Raw genomic sequence first — 15,721 nt, forward strand, 5'->3', positions numbered from 1 at the left:
CGATAATACTTAATTATACTCTTGATATCATTTGTTTTTTTAGTTGACAAATTACTGCAAAATAGGATCAATCACCATATATTGTGTTTGTTACACTTTGATGAATACAATATATTGATTTGTTTTGAATAAATATGATAAGCTAAGACATACCATATAAAGAAACGGGGAGGACAAATAAATGGGTGCTACCATGCAGCAAGTAATGAAAATAAATAAGGAAAGATTAAACCAGGATATTGAACTTTTTCCCCAGGTACATCCGGTTACTGAAGATATGCACATGACAAAAAAAGGCGTATCCCGTTTAGTGATGCTTGATAGGTATACCTTTAAAGATACAGAGAAAAAAACGTTGAAAAGCGGAGATTTCGTTGTACTTACCGTTAAGGAAGATCCAAAATTTCCGGCTAGAGGATTTGGGTTTGTTATGGAATTGGATTGGGATAATGGAAAAGCGAAAGTATTGGTAGATCAAAGTTTTCAAAATGTCCTGGAGCCGCATGAAGCCGAATCAGGCATTGTTACACGTTCCCTCGACGTTATAGAAAAACCGCTTGAAATATATTATGAACAAATTGCAAAAAGAAATGCCACAGGACTGGCTGAAGTAGAAACAACAGAAAAAGATAGGGAGCAATCCTTTCATCAATTTTATAAAGAATTAGTTAATATGAATTTTATACCTGCAGGACGTGTATTGTACGGAGCAGGTGCCAAAACCGATGTCACTTATTTCAACTGCTATGTAATGCCGTTTATAGAAGATTCCCGAGAAGGAATATCTGAACACAGAAAACAGGTAATGGAAATAATGAGCCGGGGAGGGGGAGTCGGTACAAATGGATCAACCCTCCGGCCTAGAAATACATTGGCAAGAGGTGTAAATGGAAAATCCTCTGGTTCTGTTTCCTGGCTTGATGACATTGCAAAGCTTACTCATTTAGTGGAACAAGGGGGATCACGCCGAGGTGCTCAAATGATCATGTTAGCAGATTGGCACCCGGATATATTAGAATTTATTATATCTAAAATGCAGAATCCTCGTATTCTGAGATTTTTGTTAGAACATACAGAGGATGAGCAGATAAAAACATTAGTAAAAGAAAAGCTAAAATTCACTCCTTTAACCGAAACGGAAGAAGCGTTATATCAAGGAGTCTTAAATTACAAAAATATACCAGGTCAAGGCGGCTTTGACTCTAAAGTAATTCAAGAAGCAGAAGAGAAACTAAAAAATGGCGGAACTTATTCTGTTAATTCACCAGAATTTTTAACTGGGGCCAACATTTCAGTTTGTTTAACAAATGATTTTATGGAAGCAGTTGAAAAAGATCTAGAGTACAGCCTGCGCTTTCCTGATGTAGAAAATTACACGGAGCAGGAAATGAACCAGTATAATAAATATTGGCAGGAATGCGGGGATGTTCGTGAGTGGGAAGAAAAAGGGTATGGTATTCGTACGTACCGAAAGATTAAAGCCAAAGAATTATGGAAACTAATTAACATTTGTGCCACTTACTCAGCAGAACCTGGAATTTTCTTTATAGATAATGCCAATGAACAAACTAATGCTCAGAGTTACGGTCAAAAAGTAGTTGCTACCAACCCATGTGGTGAACAGCCGCTTGCACCATATTCTGTTTGTAATCTGGCAGCAGTAAACCTTGCAGAAATGGCTGATACAGAGAATAAAACAGTTGACTTTGAAAAGCTGAAGCAAACCGTAGAAACAGGAGTGAGAATGCAAGACAATGTGATCGATGCCACGCCGTACTTTCTTGAGGAAAATACAAAACAGGCAAAAGGAGAACGTCGAATCGGTCTTGGTGTTATGGGGCTGCATGATTTATTAATTTACTCTGAAACAAGCTACGGCTCAAAAGAAGGCAATCAGCTTATTGATGAAATTTTTAAAACGATTGCCACTACTGCGTACCGGACAAGTATTAAATTAGCCAAGGAAAAAGGGAGCTTTCCATTTCTTATAGGGGAGACAGAAGAAGAAACAAAAGAACTGCGTCAAGCGTTTATCAATACAGGTTACATGAAAAACATGCCGGAAGATATAAGAGAAGCTGTTTTACAGCATGGAATCCGCAACTCTCATCTTCTTACGGTTGCTCCGACTGGAAGTACGGGTACAATGGTTGGAGTCAGTACGGGTCTAGAGCCATATTTTTCTTTTAAATATTATCGAAGCGGACGGCTTGGTAAATTCATTGAAGTAAATGCTGAAATTGTTCAAGAATATTTAAATGAAAATCCAGAAGCTGACAGCAGCAATCTTCCTGAATTTTTCATATCTGCGATGGATTTAACCCCAGAGGCGCATGCAGATGTTCAATGTGTGATCCAAAAATGGGTAGACAGTTCTTTATCTAAAACAGTAAATGCTCCGCGCGGATATACGGTAGAACAAGTGCAAAAAGTATATGAACGGCTTTATCGCGGAGGAGCCAAAGGCGGTACAGTGTATGTAGATGGAAGCCGTGATGCTCAGGTTCTTTCTCTTAAAGCAGAAGAAAATAATGTAGAGTCAACTTCCGAGACAGAAGAAGCTCGTCAGGAAAAAAAAGAAAATAAAGTAGTTTTGGTAGACACAATTAAAGATATACGATCTACTACCATTAATTTTGGAAATGAAATAGGTGATACTTGTCCGGTCTGCCGCGAAGGTACAGTTGAAGATATGGGCGGATGTAATACTTGCACCAATTGCGGCGCGCAATTAAAATGCGGATTGTAAAAGGAAGTTTTTCTTCCGTTTAAGTTAAAAAGAATAATTATAATTAAAAGAGGGGGATGGCCGAATCCCTCTTTTTTCATGTTATTATTAAAAAAGGCAGGTTTGTGGTTCAAAAAAATATATTGTACACTATATGCAACCCTATTTTAATGAGAGAAGCCGCTTAAATATGGCGATACTGCATTGGAGGAACCAGGATGCCCACCCCAAGTATGGAAGATTATTTAGAACGAATTTATAAATTAATAGAAGAAAAAGGATATGCAAGAGTCTCAGACATTGCAGAAGCTCTTGAAGTACATCCCTCATCTGTTACTAAGATGGTACAAAAACTGGATAAAAAAGATTATTTAGTATATGAAAAATACAGAGGTCTCGTGTTAACAGCAAAAGGTAAAAAAGTAGGAAAAAGACTAGTCTACAGACATGAACTGCTCGAAGATTTTTTAAAGTTGATTGGCGTTGACAATGTTTTTATATATGAAGATGTAGAGGGGATAGAGCATCACCTTAGCTGGGATGCCATTGATCGAATTGGAGATGTTGTTCAATTTTTTCAAGAAAATGAAGAAAGATTAAATCTGTTAAGAGATATTCAAAGAAAAAATGAAATGAATGAAATAGAAGAAACGTAAGCCTGTTCAAAAGCGGACAGGTTTTTTAATTTTCAAAACAAGGGAGCAAAGGATTAAACACAATCATAGTAAGTAGGCCATAGTATAAAAAAGAAAATTTAAATGGGGAGAGGTCCATGAAAATTGATGGGGTATTTGCTGGTGGTGGTGTAAAAGCCTTTGCATTTATTGGAGCTTTAGAGATACTTGAAAAAAGAGGATATATTTTTGAAAGAACAGCAGGTACTAGTGCAGGAGCGTTGATGGCAGCTTTATTAAAAGCAGGGTATACATCAAATGAGCTTAAATCCATATTCATGCCATTAACAGCAAATGATTTACTTGATAAAACAAGACTTATGGAACACGCTCCATGGCTAGCATGGTTGTCTGTTTATTGGAAGCTGGGATTATACAAAGGAGATAAATTTGAAAGATGGATAAGCAGTTTATTGGCTAATAAAAACATTTATACGTTTAAGGATCTACCAAAAGGAGAATTGAAAATCATTGCTTCAGATGTAACGTCTGGCAGATTAATGGTACTACCAGATGATCTGTCGCATTATGGTTATAAGGAAGAAGAATTTCCAATATCTTTAGCGGTTAAAATGAGCTGCATGCTGCCCTATTTTTTTCAGCCTGTGAAGTTAAAAACAGGATATAGAAAAAGCAATATTATTGTTGATGGAGGGATTTTAAGTAACTTTCCGTTATGGATCTTTAGAGATGCGAAATCCGGCTTATGTAAAAGGCCTGTAATGGGATTTCAATTGTCACCTTCTCTTCAAGAATTGCCGCCTCATAAAATAAAAAATGCAGTGGAATTATATCAATCATTGTTTGACACTATGAGAAAAGCTCATGATTTAAGGTATATTTCAAAAAATGAGGCACAAAATATTGTGTTTCTTCCTGTGGAAAAAATAAAAAGTACGAATTTTAATTTAGATAGCAGTCAAAAAGAAGAACTTATTCATATAGGACGTGCAGAAACAGAAAAATTCTTAAAAAGGTGGAAAGGTTAATTTACAAGATATAGTTATATCTCAAAACTATTCCTTTTCCTAAGTCATTTGCTGTCTTATTAGATCCACATCTCATATTAAATGTTCTTTATAGGTCGGTACGCAAACTACCTTCTTGCTGGTATAAACCTAGTTTTATAGAGAGCATAGGAAGCAGCAGTGTGATCCAAAGTCCTATAAAAGCAGCATGCAAAAATTGCAGCAAGGTCAATTGAGGCAAAAAACTTTCTGTATAAACAATAAGAATAAGGCCGCCTATACCTATACTTCCAGCTGCTGCTTTTTTCCAGAGCTGTTTTGAAAAAGACATTCTGCTTTTAATCAATTCAAAGCTGTAGCCGGTTCCGCCCCCTAAAAGCAGTCCCGCATTATGTGCTCCTTCAGGAAACAGAAGTAATAAAGAAGATGGCAATACTAAGGAAAAAGAAAAAATGATAGGGTCAGGAACACTTCCAATCCAGTCCATGGATCGGTATACGATATAAACCACAAAAACGCCTAAAAGAATGGCGACTCCTATATCCTGAATAGAATGGCCGCCATAAAGGAGAGTGTTAGTTGATATGAAAATTATAATACCACTTGCGAGTGCGGTAAAACGACGGTCAGATACCTCAGGTATGAGAAAGCCCCAAAAAGCTGCAGCAATTTGTACTTCACGTGGAGGAAATATATAAGCAGAACCAGTCGAGGGTTGAGAGGCTTCGGATGGAAGAGAAAATTCTAAGATTCCATGTATATAAACAGTAAGAGCAAAAACTACAAGCAGCTTAAAACCTAAATGTTTATCGACTATCCAAAAAATAAGTGCGGTTACTGTTAAAAAGAACCAATCATTCAGCAGCAATGCAGCTGTGTTTGCAATCCAATCCATAAACATCTCTTTCCCTCCTTCCGGTAAAGAGAATTTTTCTGTTAAATAGATTAAATACTTGAGACGATGCTGCAAGTTTAATTTAGAACGAAAAATTTTTTATAATGCACCCTTGGTTTCTTAAAGAAGAAAAAGACTGGGCTCAGGTTAAAAAAGAGCCCGGTTCTTTTTCCGGTTCTTTTTCCCCTCAATCACAGTTAAGTTATGGTCATTTCGCCGTTTATTTATTGCTCGAGAGGGGCGTTTTTTTGATGATTTTTTTGCTTGGGGAGATTTTGCCGCTTTGTAATGCTTCTTGTTTAAGTTTCTAGCTGCTGATTTTGGGCGCGCAGCGGACTGATATTGACTCATAGACATTCTTTTTAAAATGACTCTTGTGAATAGAAAATACAGACCAACAGCAACAGCTGCCCCCACCACCAAATAGGTAATTAACCCAAGAGGATCTGTTACCAGTTGATATCCTAACCCTAAAGCCGCCAGACCGAAAACGATGATTATAAAAGGATTTGCCGGTAGACGGGACATGGGATCACCTCCGCAATCCTATATTTTTTTTAAGCTATAAAAAAGCGGTTCAGCCATTTATGCTGCTTTATGCTTCTTCTTTTTAAATCGTTTTTTTGAAGTAATTTCCCCTTTGTATCGTTGACTAACAAAACAGAAAATAAACCGGCCTCCACAGCGATAATGCAAATGTTGTACTTTTGAAATTCTTCAATAGCTAGTGGATTTCCTGCTATAACATTGTGTACAGCGACGTGACATTTGAACAATCATTTAATAAGGAGTACCAAAGATGATAAGTTATACAAGACTTTCATTAAGAAACTTAACGAAGCAACAAGTATACGAAAGTGCCTTATATTTATGAAAGCGTTGAAACCAGCTTCATCTATTATATTACTTAATATTCTACATGAATTCGTCAATCTCCTCTATAGGAAAGGTATAATGCAACAAAAAACAGGAAAGCTAATAACTACTCTTACATCATTGGACACTTCCTATATTTATCCATTCCCTTTTTTATAAAAAATACACCTGTAATGAATAAAATACGTAAAGAATAGAAAAGTATGAATGATACAAACAACGTAAAGCAGAATTTTATTGTTAAAACAAAGTGAGTACTTACGAGGAGGATCCCTCAGGCATGCTGTAAATTGGAGGTGAAAATATGGAAAAAGGCTGGCTTTATCATCAAAGAGTAGCAGCAATAGGTTTTTTTGGAGGGTTGATTTGGAGCTGTATCAGTTATGCTCTTCATTATTTAAACTTCACTAAATTAGGACCAGCAATGGCTATGCTTCCTTGGGCTCTCCCAGAATGGAAAAATTCATACCTGGGCCATATTGCGGGGATTTTATTTATTTCGTTATTATCTATTGCTGTTGCTTTCTTTTATAGATTTTTATTTCAAAGATGGGATTCGATTTGGCCGGGAATTGGGTTTGGGATAGTACTCTGGTTAGTGGTTTTCTACTTGCTCCGACCATTATTTCCAGGGGTCGGACCAGTAAATACATTAGGGACATCTACAGTAGTTACAACTTTATGTCTCTTTATATTATATGGTGTGTTTGTAGGATATTCCATTTCTTATGAATATAATGAATTTCAGCGCCATAAAGCGTAATCTATTCAAAAAACCTCCTCTATGGTAAAATATTTCAATAAGTGTTCATTGAAACACAAAATTACACTTTATTTCTTGCTCCGCTGGTATCCGGGCAATTGCAGGATTTGGTTTTAAACAAATATAGGGGAGGAATAGTATGAAAAAAAGACTGGAAAAACTTCGGCAAACTTTAAAAAACAATTCTATTGATGCTGTATTTATAAAAAGTCCTGCGAATCGACGGTATTTATCTGGTTTTACTGGGACAGCTGGAGCGCTTTTTATATCGCAAACCAAAGCCTGCCTGATAACAGATTTTCGATACATACAACAAGCTCAAAAACAATGCAGGGAGTTTGAAATTATAGAGCAGACAGCCTCTATATTTGCTTCATTGGGTAAATTAGTCAAAGAAACAAATGCTCATTTATTAGGTTTTGAAAAAGAATATTTAACTTATGCTGATTATGAGTTATTAGAAAAAAATACAGAAGCAGAATTAAGAGCGGTAGAAGGCCTAGTTGAAGAAATCAGGCTCTTTAAGGATGAAGAGGAATTATCGCTATTAAAAGAAGCAGCCTCAATAGCAGATAAAGCCTTCGATCATATTACAAAATTTATTAAGCCGGGTTTGAAAGAAATAGAAGTCAGTAATGAACTGGAATTTTTTATGCGAAAACAAGGTGCTGTTTCTTCATCTTTTGATATTATTGTCGCATCAGGTTGGAGGAGTGCTTTGCCACATGGCGTTGCAAGTAATAAAGCCATTGAAAGTGGAGAATTAGTTACACTGGACTTTGGAGCTTATTATAAAGGATATTGTTCCGATATTACTCGTACTGTGGCAGTAGGTGAACCTTCTGGAGAGTTAAAGAAAATTTACCAGACGGTCTATGAAGCCCAATTGAAAGCAGTTGCAGAAATAAAGCCAGGAATGTCTGGTGTTGAAGCAGACGCGATAGCGAGAGAATACATTAAAAAACAAGGATACGGAAACTATTTCGGACACGGGCTTGGACATGGTTTAGGCATGGAGGTACATGAAGGACCGCGACTCTCCCCTAAAGGCAATAGAAAGCTGGAACCAGGAATGGTGGTAACCGTAGAACCTGGTGTGTATGTTCCTGAAACCGGGGGAACCCGAATCGAAGATGATATTGTGATTACGAAACAGGGAAATGAAAAACTTACACATTCTCCAAAAGAAATAATGATTGTTGGAGAATAATTCGTACACCACCGACACCTGTGTTATAGTAGAATGGAATGAATGATTTGGTAGATTTGGAGGAAATGTAATGATTTCAGTAAATGATTTTAAGACAGGCTTAACAGTAGAAGTCGATAATGACATTTGGCAGGTCATTGATTTTCAACATGTTAAACCTGGAAAGGGTGCAGCCTTTGTAAGATCAAAGCTGCGCAGCCTGAGAACCGGTAATATTCAAGAAAAGACATTTCGGGCTGGAGAGAAAATAAACCGTGCTCATATCGAACGCAGGAAAATGCAATACTTATATTCAAGCGGCGACACGCACACGTTTATGGATAACGAAACTTTTGATCAGATTGAGCTGACAAGCAAGCAGATTGAACATCAGCTTAACTTTTTAAAAGAAAATATGGAAGTGCAAATTATCAGTTACGGTTCAGAAACACTGGGAGTAGAAGTTCCTAATACAGTGGAACTGGAAGTGACAGAAACAGAACCTGGTATTAAAGGTGACACGGCTTCCGGCGGGACAAAACCAGCCATACTTGAAACAGGTTACTCCGTACAAGTTCCTTTCTTTGTTAATGAAGGAGATATCCTGGTAATAGACACTAGAAGCGGTGAATATGTATCCAGAGCATAAATAGCATATTTAAAGCCAGGGGCTTTCTCAAAAAAAGCCCTTGCATGGTAAACAGCCGGTCGTGAAAATAAATCACGACCGGCTGTTTTATTTGTGAAAGCAGTACTATTGCGCTTATTCAGAAGGTTGGAAGCATGGTTTAAAAGCAACCCCCTTCAAAATGCAGGTAACTAGAAGTTGAAAATCCTTTCCTTGGTTACTGTTCCGCTTGTCTTTTTTCGGTACGGGGTACCAAGAACCTTTCTTGAAGCCCGTTCTTTCTTGTAGGGGGTACTAAGCCCCTTTCTAGATGACCAATTCTTTTTGGTTCCTCTGGTTCCGGGTTCCAAGAGAGATCCCTGCTTAACGTAACGAAAAAGGCACCGGACGTTCACGGGAATACTGCAAAAAAGAAGGGAAGGGTATCCTTTACTTTCGGGATAAAACTGATTTTAGGGATTGGAACCTTTCAAACAAAAAGCCCTCCCCGTCCTGCTGATAACATGTAAATATTATTCGGGGTTATTCCCTTAAGCCCATTTCTTTACTGAAGAGTTCTATGCAGAGAAAAGTTGAATAAGGTGTACAAACGGTAAATTGGGAGGAGGAGGAGAAGTGGATGATATCCTTGCGCTTCTGCCTGAACATCTGCAAGCTCTTTTTAACCGCGTGTCTGATTGGTTTTCCATAGAAGAGATACGCTTAAGAATTTATACTCCTATAGAGATTATTACGAGAGATAAAGTATTCCCCCTCTATTCAAATGATAATTATCCGTATGTCATTACAGAGGAAGATATTGAATATATATTAAATCAGTTAAGTGAATTTTCTATGTATGCATTCCAAGAAGAACTCAAGCAAGGTTTTATAACGACAAAAGGCGGCCACCGAGTGGGTGTTGGAGGACAAGTCATTCATGAAAATGGTGTGATTCAAAGTTTAAAGCATATTCGATATTTTAACATCAGAATTGCCAAAGACCGAAAAGGAGCAGCTGAAAAATATTTAGACAAGCTGTATGCAGCCGGTTATGACGATACATTGATAATCGGTGCTCCCCAATCAGGCAAAACAACTTTCCTTCGTGACCTTGCAAGGTGTGCTAGTGAAGGAATGCCGGAAATAAATCTTCCTTCAAAAAAAGTAGCAATTGTGGATGAACGTTCTGAGCTTGCTGCATGTTACAAAGGTATCCCTTCTTTTGACGTTGGAACAAGGACAGATGTACTCGATGCCTGTCCTAAAGCCGTTGGAATGATGATGATGATACGCTCCATGAGCCCGGAGCTAATTATTGTTGACGAGATCGGCAGACTGGAAGACTCTGAAGCTATTATGGAGGCAGTTCATGCAGGTGTGACAATTATTTGTTCGGCTCACGGAAGTTCATTAAATGAAATAAAAAGACGTCCTATTCTAAAAAAATTATTAACCAATGGCATATTTAAACATATTGTTACCCTTAAAAGAAATCATGGAATAATGGACGTGAAAATAGATTCCTTCTTAAAATCTTACAAGGCGGCCGAAATATGAGTTGGCTAGGTGCATTATTTATATTAACAGCTTGTACATGGACAGGGTTTGAAATTGCAAAAAAGCTCACAGAAAGACCGAGACAGCTTCGCCAATTAAAAGTTGCTCTGCAAAGCTTTGAAGCTGAAATAATGTATGGAATGAGTCCGCTCGCGGAGGCAAGTGAAAAAATTAGTAAACAGCTTCCAGTGCCTGTATCTTACTTGTTCAAATATTTTAGCGACTATTTAAAAAATGGGGAAAGAAATGCTCAAAAAGCATGGACAAAAAGCCTTGAAGAGACTTGGCCTTACACTGCAATGGGAGTACAAGAAAAAGAAGTAATGCTGCAATTTGGTTCGACACTTGGCAAGCACGAAAAAATGCAGCAGCAAAAACATATTAGGCTTGCTATGGTGCATTTGGAAAAAGAAGAAGCAGAAGCAAAGGAGAAACAAAACCGTTATGAAAAGATGTCAAAAACACTTGGGTTTTTAGCAGGGTTGCTGCTTATCATACTGTTTTTATGATCGAGTTGAACCAGTCCAGCCTCATTTTCAGAGGAAAAAGGAGGACACAGCAATGGCCTATGATGTAAACACGATATTTCAAATAGCAGGCATTGGGATTATCGTAGCTATGATTCATACTGTACTAAAGCAAATGGGAAAAGAGGATTGGGCACACTGGGTTACTTTAATAGGATTTGTAGTCGTTTTGTATATGGTGGCATCAATTATAGATGATCTTTTTCAAAAGATTAAAAGCGTTTTTTTGTTTCAAGGATAGGAGGCGATGGCTATTGAAATCGTTCAAGTGGTCGGTTTCGGTCTCATCGCCACTTTTTTAATTATGGTAATTAATGAACAAAAACCTGTAATAGCCCTTGCAATTGCTCTGGTAACAGGAGCCATGATTTTTTTGTTTATTATGGCTCCGCTGCAGTCAGCTTTAGAACTTATCTCAACATTATCAGGACAAGCTGGGATCAATAATATGTATATTCAGACTCTTCTTAAAATCATTGGTATTGCTTACTTGTCTGAGTTTGGAGCGCATATAGCAAGAGATGCAGACCAGGAATCGATTGCTTCTAAAATTGAACTTGCAGGAAAAATGATGATTATCATGATGGCTATTCCAATTTTTCAAGTTTTAATTGAAACTGTATTGGCTCTTGTACCTGGCGGGGCTTAAGGAGGTGAACGTATGGTAAAAAAAATATCTCTTTGCCTCCTGCTAATAATATTGCTTTTGCCTGTATTACCCGCTCATGCAGAAACAGATCAAGCAGATGATGAAGAACATACTGGAATTGAAGAATTGAAAGAAAATCATTTGGAAGCTTTAGGACTTGAAGAAGTAACAAAATTTTGGGAAGAACTTTCAAGAAAATACGGGGTATTTTTACCAGAGTCTCAAAAAGGGTCACTTAAAGATTTCTTGAATGGAGAGAAATCTTTAAATCCAAAAGATTGGGGAAAAGCTTTCCTTCGTTTTACTTTTCATGAAATAACAGCAAATGGTCAATTGATGGGAACGTTATTATTGTTAGCAGTGTTTAGTGCTATATTAAAAGCTCTGCAAAATGCCTTTGAAGAAGAATCTGTTAGTAAAGCTGCTTATGGTGTTATTTTCATTGTATTAATTATTATTGCACTAAATAGTTTTTATATAGCCATGAATTATGTCCAAGACACCGTAGCTGATATGGTACATTTTATGATTGCCTTGCTGCCTTTAATGCTGGCTTTATTAGCAACAAGTGGATCATTAGCAACAGCAGGTTTATTTCACCCTCTTGTCATTATGCTCGTGCAGTCAAGCGGTGTATTAATACAGTATGTTATTTTACCTTTTTTATTTTTTTCTGCTGTCCTAAGCATTGTCAGCAGTTTAAATGAACACATAAAAGTAACAAAGCTGGCTGAACTGCTTAGAAATGCCGCGATGGGTATTTTGGCTGTCTTTTTCACTATTTTTTTAGGGGTTATTTCGGTTCAGGGGGCAACTGCAGCTGTAACCGATGGAATTGCTATTCGAACTACAAAATTTCTTGCAGGCAACTTTGTTCCTGTAATAGGAAGAATGTTTACGGATGCTGCCGATACCGCTCTAGGGGCCTCCGTTCTATTAAAAAACACAATTGGACTGGCAGGGGTAGGGATTCTTTTTATCATTTGTGCTTTTCCAGCAATTAAAGTATTAGTAATTGGGATTATTTTCCACTTAACAGCGGCGCTCATACAACCATTGGGAGAAGGCGCTTTATTAGATGCTCTCTCCACACTTGGAAAAACCGTTCTTTCAATGTTTGCAGCTTTAGCTGCTGTATCTTTTATGTTTTTCCTAGCACTTACGTTAATCATTGCTTCGGGGAATATTTCCTTGATGGTGAGGTGAGTTAATTTGGAGTGGTTAGGCAATTGGATGAGCAATTTAATTGTGTTTTTGCTAGCTGCCTTTCTTTTAGAAATGCTCCTCCCAGCTTCATCCCTGCAAAAATACGCCAGACTGGTACTCTCTTTTATATTAATGCTCATTATAATTGAACCTCTTTTATCGTTAACAAAAGGACAAGCAGACGATATATGGGAACAAGAAATAGCCAGTATCAATGACGAAGCAGTTCATTCTGAATCAATAGAATCTAACATGAATCAAAAGAAAAACGAAATAGAAGAGGGACAAGATGCATATATTTCTAAACAAGTAACTAACTATCTAAGAGAGCAAGTAGAAGACACACTAAAAGAGCGTTGGGGGTGGGAAATTGAAGAGCTTTATGCAGACTGGAAAGGAGAAGATCCAGAAGAAATGAATGTTCACCTTTCCCTTACTAGATTTACACCAGAAGCAGGTGACAATGAAATTCAGCCCGTAAAAATCCAAATAGAAGACGAAGAGGAAATAGAAAGCAAAGAAGACACTTCAGAAATAGACGAGGAAATGTATGCGTATTTAACTCAAGAATGGGAAGTAAATCGAGAACAAATCCATATAACAGTGACAAAGGAGGGGGGATAGTGACTGAACAGGATGAGAAAAACAGTGTAAAAGAGCGTTTTAAAAAATGGCTCGATAATAAAGAAGATAAAAAAGCTGTAAAAAAACCGGTACCCATTTATCTCATCATCATTCTTTTGTTTGGAATTATTTTGATGGTTATCGGAACATTAGGTAAAGAAAAAGAAGAGGAACCTTCAGATGAACAATTGGTCCAACATGAAGGCCTTCAAGAAGAGGCTATTGAGACTAATTCCAAGGCTTCTGGAAATTCCGACGTGTCAGATACAGAAAGGGCAATTCAAACCAGGTTAAGTGAAATGCTTGAAAAGATTTCTGGAGTCTCAGAAGTGAAAGTAATGGTAAATTTACAAGGTACAGAGGAAAAAGTGTATGAAAAAGATACAACGATCCGTCAGCAAATAACTTCAGAAGAAGATCGAGAAGGCGGAAAAAGAGATTTAGAAGATGGCACAAAAGAGGAACAGATTGTAATTGTAAGACAAGGCGAACAAGAAGAGCCGCTTCTTATTCATACTAAAAAACCAGAAGCGAGGGGGGTGCTGGTCGTTGCAGAAGGTGTGGAAGACATAAAAGTAAAGGAATGGGTAGTGGAAGCAGTAACAAAAGTAATGGATATCCCGCCGCATAAGGTATCCGTATTGCCAAGGAACAGGGAGGAAGGAGAATAACTATGGTATTAAAAAAACAAACGGTTTGGCTGATGACGATGCTGAGTTTAACAATTGTATTAGCTGTTTACTATATAACCTCACCAAATGAAGTAGCTGAAGATAGCCGGGAAGCAGATGAAGCAGAGGAAATGCCAGCTGCAGCAGAAGAAGAAGAATGGATTGAGTGGCTCTCAGAAGAAGATATGGAAACAGCCATCGAAGAAACTGAACCACCAGCAGAAGGTGGAGAGACCGGAGAAGAAGCAGAAATATACACGGAAGATGAATCAGCAAATACGGAAGGGAATTTATTTAGCGAACTGCGATTAGAGAGAGAAGAAACACAAAGTAAATTAAGAGAAGAATATACAGATACGATTGCTTCTGATGAATTCACAGCTGCAGAGAAAAGTGAAGCTTTTGATAAACGAGAACAGTTACAAGAAAAACAACAAAATGAAAGCCTTCTTGAGAGTTTGATTCAATCGGAAGGATACGAAGATGCCGTTGTAATTTCTGAAGAAGATAAAACACGGATTATTGTACAGGCAGAAGAGTTAACGAAGGAAGAGGCCGTTATACTGAACCGCCTTGCAGCCGAACATTTAGGTGTCTCTGACATAGTAATTGGTCACCAGGCAACAGCAGCAGGCAATTAAGAAATAAGTCTGTGAGACATTCGGATAGTTGTCTCACAGGCTTTATTTAATTTTACAGTAAACAATCTTTTGTATTATACCGAATGGGTATTAAGGGAATAATGAAAATTAGGCTCCACCGTGATATAATTTGTTTATATATTTAAATCTATAGTGTTAATTAGCTGAACGAGGAGCGATTTTTACATGGAATGGAATGATTTAACAGACGGAGCTAAAGCTGTACTAGAACAAACGAGAAACATGAAAAATGACCAAATACAGATCGTAGAATTTGAAGTAGGTTTTGAGCATGAATATGGGGAAGGCGATAACGCTTATACAGTGTCGATACAAGAAGACGATTATGAGAATTTAAAACGATTTACCAAAGAAAATGAATATGGTGATAAGTACCATATGGCAAGAAATAAAAATATAGTAAAAATAATATTATTAGAGGATGGGAAAATCCCTGATAACCTTTCTGAGTTTCCTGTTTTTCGCCAATATAAATTTGAATATATCCAAAAACAAGCTGAAAATGCTGCAGAAGAAGAAACAAACTCAGAGGAATAGGGTTAGATATAGAGGTTAAGGATTTGCACAGTGTACGTCATGGAGGTGAGAAGCTTGAATGAATACCGGACAATTGATTTAGAAGAAGAAAAGAATGAGCTAGGTAAAATTGAAATATCCCCTGAAGTGATTGAAGTGATTGCAGGACTTGCAGCTTCAGAAGTGGAAGGTGTCCATTCTTTGAGAGGGAATTTTGCTGCCGGAGTAGTAGAGCGGCTCGGCCGGAAAAATCACGGGAAAGGCGTAAAAGTAGAGCTTGGTGAAGAAGGGGTTACTATTGATATTTCAGTAACGCTGCGTTATGGAGTCTCTGTTCCTGAGGTTGCAAGGAATGTTCAGACTAATATCCAGCAAGCGCTTCAAACCATGACTTCCATAACCCTGCAGTCTATTAATATCCACGTGCTCGGTATACAATTTGAAGTAACAGAAGATATGGATGAACAATAATCTGCTTTTCATCTCAATGAAGTTACCTTTGCAGAATAATTGTTAAGGGGCTGGTAAGTGATAGCTGAAGAAGAAATGCTGTCATTGCAGCCTCTTTTTTATCCTGCTATGATTTACGATAGATTTATAAAAAGG

General features: G+C 37.5%; 18 protein-coding genes. 16 read left to right on the forward strand and 2 right to left on the reverse strand.

The genetic code is table 11. The features are described from left to right. Positions 1 to 181 precede the first annotated feature (181 nt). From ACE1TI_RS12280 to ACE1TI_RS12290, 3 genes are all read left to right on the forward strand, one after another. Positions 182 to 2,749 carry a vitamin B12-dependent ribonucleotide reductase gene (locus tag ACE1TI_RS12280; RefSeq protein ID WP_375007867.1) on the forward strand — a complete coding sequence of 856 codons (2,568 nt, stop codon included), beginning with the start codon at positions 182 to 184 and terminating at the stop codon, positions 2,747 to 2,749. Between the two features lie 197 nt (positions 2,750 to 2,946). After that, positions 2,947 to 3,384 (forward strand): transcriptional regulator MntR, encoded by a 438-nt coding sequence (mntR, locus tag ACE1TI_RS12285; protein WP_375007868.1) that lies wholly within the window; start codon positions 2,947 to 2,949, stop codon positions 3,382 to 3,384. Positions 3,385 to 3,500: 116 nt separating this feature from the next. Next, on the forward strand, positions 3,501 to 4,391 hold the full coding sequence (locus ACE1TI_RS12290) for a patatin-like phospholipase family protein (RefSeq protein ID WP_375007869.1): 891 nt from the start codon (positions 3,501 to 3,503) through the stop codon (positions 4,389 to 4,391). An 88-nt stretch (positions 4,392 to 4,479) separates the two neighbouring features. Here ACE1TI_RS12290 and ACE1TI_RS12295 read toward each other — a convergent pair whose 3' ends face one another. Continuing rightward, entirely contained in the window at positions 4,480 to 5,271 is a 792-nt protein-coding gene (locus tag ACE1TI_RS12295) for a phosphatase PAP2 family protein (protein WP_375007870.1), read from the reverse strand. A 141-nt stretch (positions 5,272 to 5,412) separates the two neighbouring features. Then, entirely contained in the window at positions 5,413 to 5,793 is a 381-nt protein-coding gene (locus ACE1TI_RS12300; protein WP_375007871.1) for an SA1362 family protein, read from the reverse strand. Between the two features lie 652 nt (positions 5,794 to 6,445). Here ACE1TI_RS12300 and ACE1TI_RS12305 point away from each other — a divergent pair. The 13 genes from ACE1TI_RS12305 (at position 6,446) to ACE1TI_RS12365 (ending at position 15,586) form a co-directional block, all read left to right on the forward strand. Beyond that, entirely contained in the window at positions 6,446 to 6,904 is a 459-nt protein-coding gene (locus ACE1TI_RS12305; protein ID WP_375007872.1) for a YqhR family membrane protein, read from the forward strand. A gap of 139 nt (positions 6,905 to 7,043) precedes the next feature. Then, on the forward strand, positions 7,044 to 8,114 hold the full coding sequence (locus ACE1TI_RS12310) for a M24 family metallopeptidase (RefSeq protein WP_375007873.1): 1,071 nt from the start codon (positions 7,044 to 7,046) through the stop codon (positions 8,112 to 8,114). Between the two features lie 70 nt (positions 8,115 to 8,184). Then, positions 8,185 to 8,742: an elongation factor P gene (gene efp / locus ACE1TI_RS12315; protein ID WP_375007874.1), complete on the forward strand. Its 558-nt coding sequence runs from the start codon at positions 8,185 to 8,187 to the stop codon at positions 8,740 to 8,742. Between the two features lie 594 nt (positions 8,743 to 9,336). Next, complete coding sequence (gene spoIIIAA, locus ACE1TI_RS12320) at positions 9,337 to 10,260, forward strand: stage III sporulation protein AA (protein ID WP_375007875.1); 924 nt, start codon at positions 9,337 to 9,339, stop codon at positions 10,258 to 10,260. Continuing rightward, positions 10,257 to 10,769, forward strand: coding sequence for a stage III sporulation protein SpoIIIAB (gene spoIIIAB, locus ACE1TI_RS12325; protein ID WP_375007876.1), 513 nt, complete (start codon positions 10,257 to 10,259; stop codon positions 10,767 to 10,769). The genes spoIIIAA and spoIIIAB overlap by 4 nt, the downstream gene beginning before the upstream one ends. Before the next feature lie 52 nt (positions 10,770 to 10,821). Then, positions 10,822 to 11,028: a stage III sporulation protein AC gene (gene spoIIIAC / locus ACE1TI_RS12330; RefSeq protein ID WP_375007877.1), complete on the forward strand. Its 207-nt coding sequence runs from the start codon at positions 10,822 to 10,824 to the stop codon at positions 11,026 to 11,028. 12 nt (positions 11,029 to 11,040) lie between these two features. Then, positions 11,041 to 11,436, forward strand: a complete 396-nt coding sequence (gene spoIIIAD / locus ACE1TI_RS12335; RefSeq protein ID WP_375007935.1) for a stage III sporulation protein AD — start codon at positions 11,041 to 11,043, stop codon at positions 11,434 to 11,436. A 12-nt stretch (positions 11,437 to 11,448) separates the two neighbouring features. Further along, the gene (spoIIIAE, locus tag ACE1TI_RS12340) at positions 11,449 to 12,642 is read left to right on the forward strand and encodes a stage III sporulation protein AE (RefSeq protein ID WP_375007878.1); all 1,194 of its coding nucleotides are present in this window, start codon (positions 11,449 to 11,451) and stop codon (positions 12,640 to 12,642) included. A gap of 6 nt (positions 12,643 to 12,648) precedes the next feature. Then, entirely contained in the window at positions 12,649 to 13,266 is a 618-nt protein-coding gene (gene spoIIIAF / locus ACE1TI_RS12345; RefSeq protein ID WP_375007879.1) for a stage III sporulation protein AF, read from the forward strand. Beyond that, positions 13,266 to 13,937 carry a stage III sporulation protein AG gene (spoIIIAG, locus tag ACE1TI_RS12350; RefSeq protein WP_375007880.1) on the forward strand — a complete coding sequence of 224 codons (672 nt, stop codon included), beginning with the start codon at positions 13,266 to 13,268 and terminating at the stop codon, positions 13,935 to 13,937. Before spoIIIAF ends, spoIIIAG begins: the two co-directional genes overlap by 1 nt. Before the next feature lie 2 nt (positions 13,938 to 13,939). Beyond that, a complete protein-coding gene (locus tag ACE1TI_RS12355; RefSeq protein ID WP_375007881.1) occupies positions 13,940 to 14,578 on the forward strand; it encodes a SpoIIIAH-like family protein in 639 nt (212 codons plus the stop codon). Between the two features lie 186 nt (positions 14,579 to 14,764). After that, positions 14,765 to 15,136 carry a hypothetical protein gene (locus tag ACE1TI_RS12360; protein ID WP_375007882.1) on the forward strand — a complete coding sequence of 124 codons (372 nt, stop codon included), beginning with the start codon at positions 14,765 to 14,767 and terminating at the stop codon, positions 15,134 to 15,136. 54 nt (positions 15,137 to 15,190) lie between these two features. After that, positions 15,191 to 15,586 carry an Asp23/Gls24 family envelope stress response protein gene (locus ACE1TI_RS12365; protein WP_375007883.1) on the forward strand — a complete coding sequence of 132 codons (396 nt, stop codon included), beginning with the start codon at positions 15,191 to 15,193 and terminating at the stop codon, positions 15,584 to 15,586. The last annotated feature ends 135 nt before the right edge of the window (positions 15,587 to 15,721 follow it).

This window comes from Alteribacillus sp. JSM 102045 (assembly GCF_041949975.1).
Taxonomy (GTDB): domain Bacteria; phylum Bacillota; class Bacilli; order Bacillales; family Marinococcaceae; genus Alteribacillus.

What these genes read in the sequence shown, in the direction of transcription:
- mntR (WP_375007868.1), top strand. Translation starts at nt 2,947, where the DNA reads ATGCCCACCCCAAGTATGGAAGATTATTTAGAACGAATTTATAAATTA.
- ACE1TI_RS12310 (WP_375007873.1), top strand. Translation starts at nt 7,044, where the DNA reads ATGAAAAAAAGACTGGAAAAACTTCGGCAAACTTTAAAAAACAATTCT.
- spoIIIAB (WP_375007876.1), top strand. Translation starts at nt 10,257, where the DNA reads ATGAGTTGGCTAGGTGCATTATTTATATTAACAGCTTGTACATGGACA.
- spoIIIAE (WP_375007878.1), top strand. Translation starts at nt 11,449, where the DNA reads ATGGTAAAAAAAATATCTCTTTGCCTCCTGCTAATAATATTGCTTTTG.
- ACE1TI_RS12355 (WP_375007881.1), top strand. Translation starts at nt 13,940, where the DNA reads ATGGTATTAAAAAAACAAACGGTTTGGCTGATGACGATGCTGAGTTTA.
- spoIIIAC (WP_375007877.1), top strand. Translation starts at nt 10,822, where the DNA reads ATGGCCTATGATGTAAACACGATATTTCAAATAGCAGGCATTGGGATT.
- ACE1TI_RS12305 (WP_375007872.1), top strand. Translation starts at nt 6,446, where the DNA reads ATGGAAAAAGGCTGGCTTTATCATCAAAGAGTAGCAGCAATAGGTTTT.
- ACE1TI_RS12280 (WP_375007867.1), top strand. Translation starts at nt 182, where the DNA reads ATGGGTGCTACCATGCAGCAAGTAATGAAAATAAATAAGGAAAGATTA.
- ACE1TI_RS12360 (WP_375007882.1), top strand. Translation starts at nt 14,765, where the DNA reads ATGGAATGGAATGATTTAACAGACGGAGCTAAAGCTGTACTAGAACAA.
- ACE1TI_RS12300 (WP_375007871.1), bottom strand. Translation starts at nt 5,793, where the DNA reads ATGTCCCGTCTACCGGCAAATCCTTTTATAATCATCGTTTTCGGTCTG.
- efp (WP_375007874.1), top strand. Translation starts at nt 8,185, where the DNA reads ATGATTTCAGTAAATGATTTTAAGACAGGCTTAACAGTAGAAGTCGAT.
- ACE1TI_RS12290 (WP_375007869.1), top strand. Translation starts at nt 3,501, where the DNA reads ATGAAAATTGATGGGGTATTTGCTGGTGGTGGTGTAAAAGCCTTTGCA.
- ACE1TI_RS12295 (WP_375007870.1), bottom strand. Translation starts at nt 5,271, where the DNA reads ATGTTTATGGATTGGATTGCAAACACAGCTGCATTGCTGCTGAATGAT.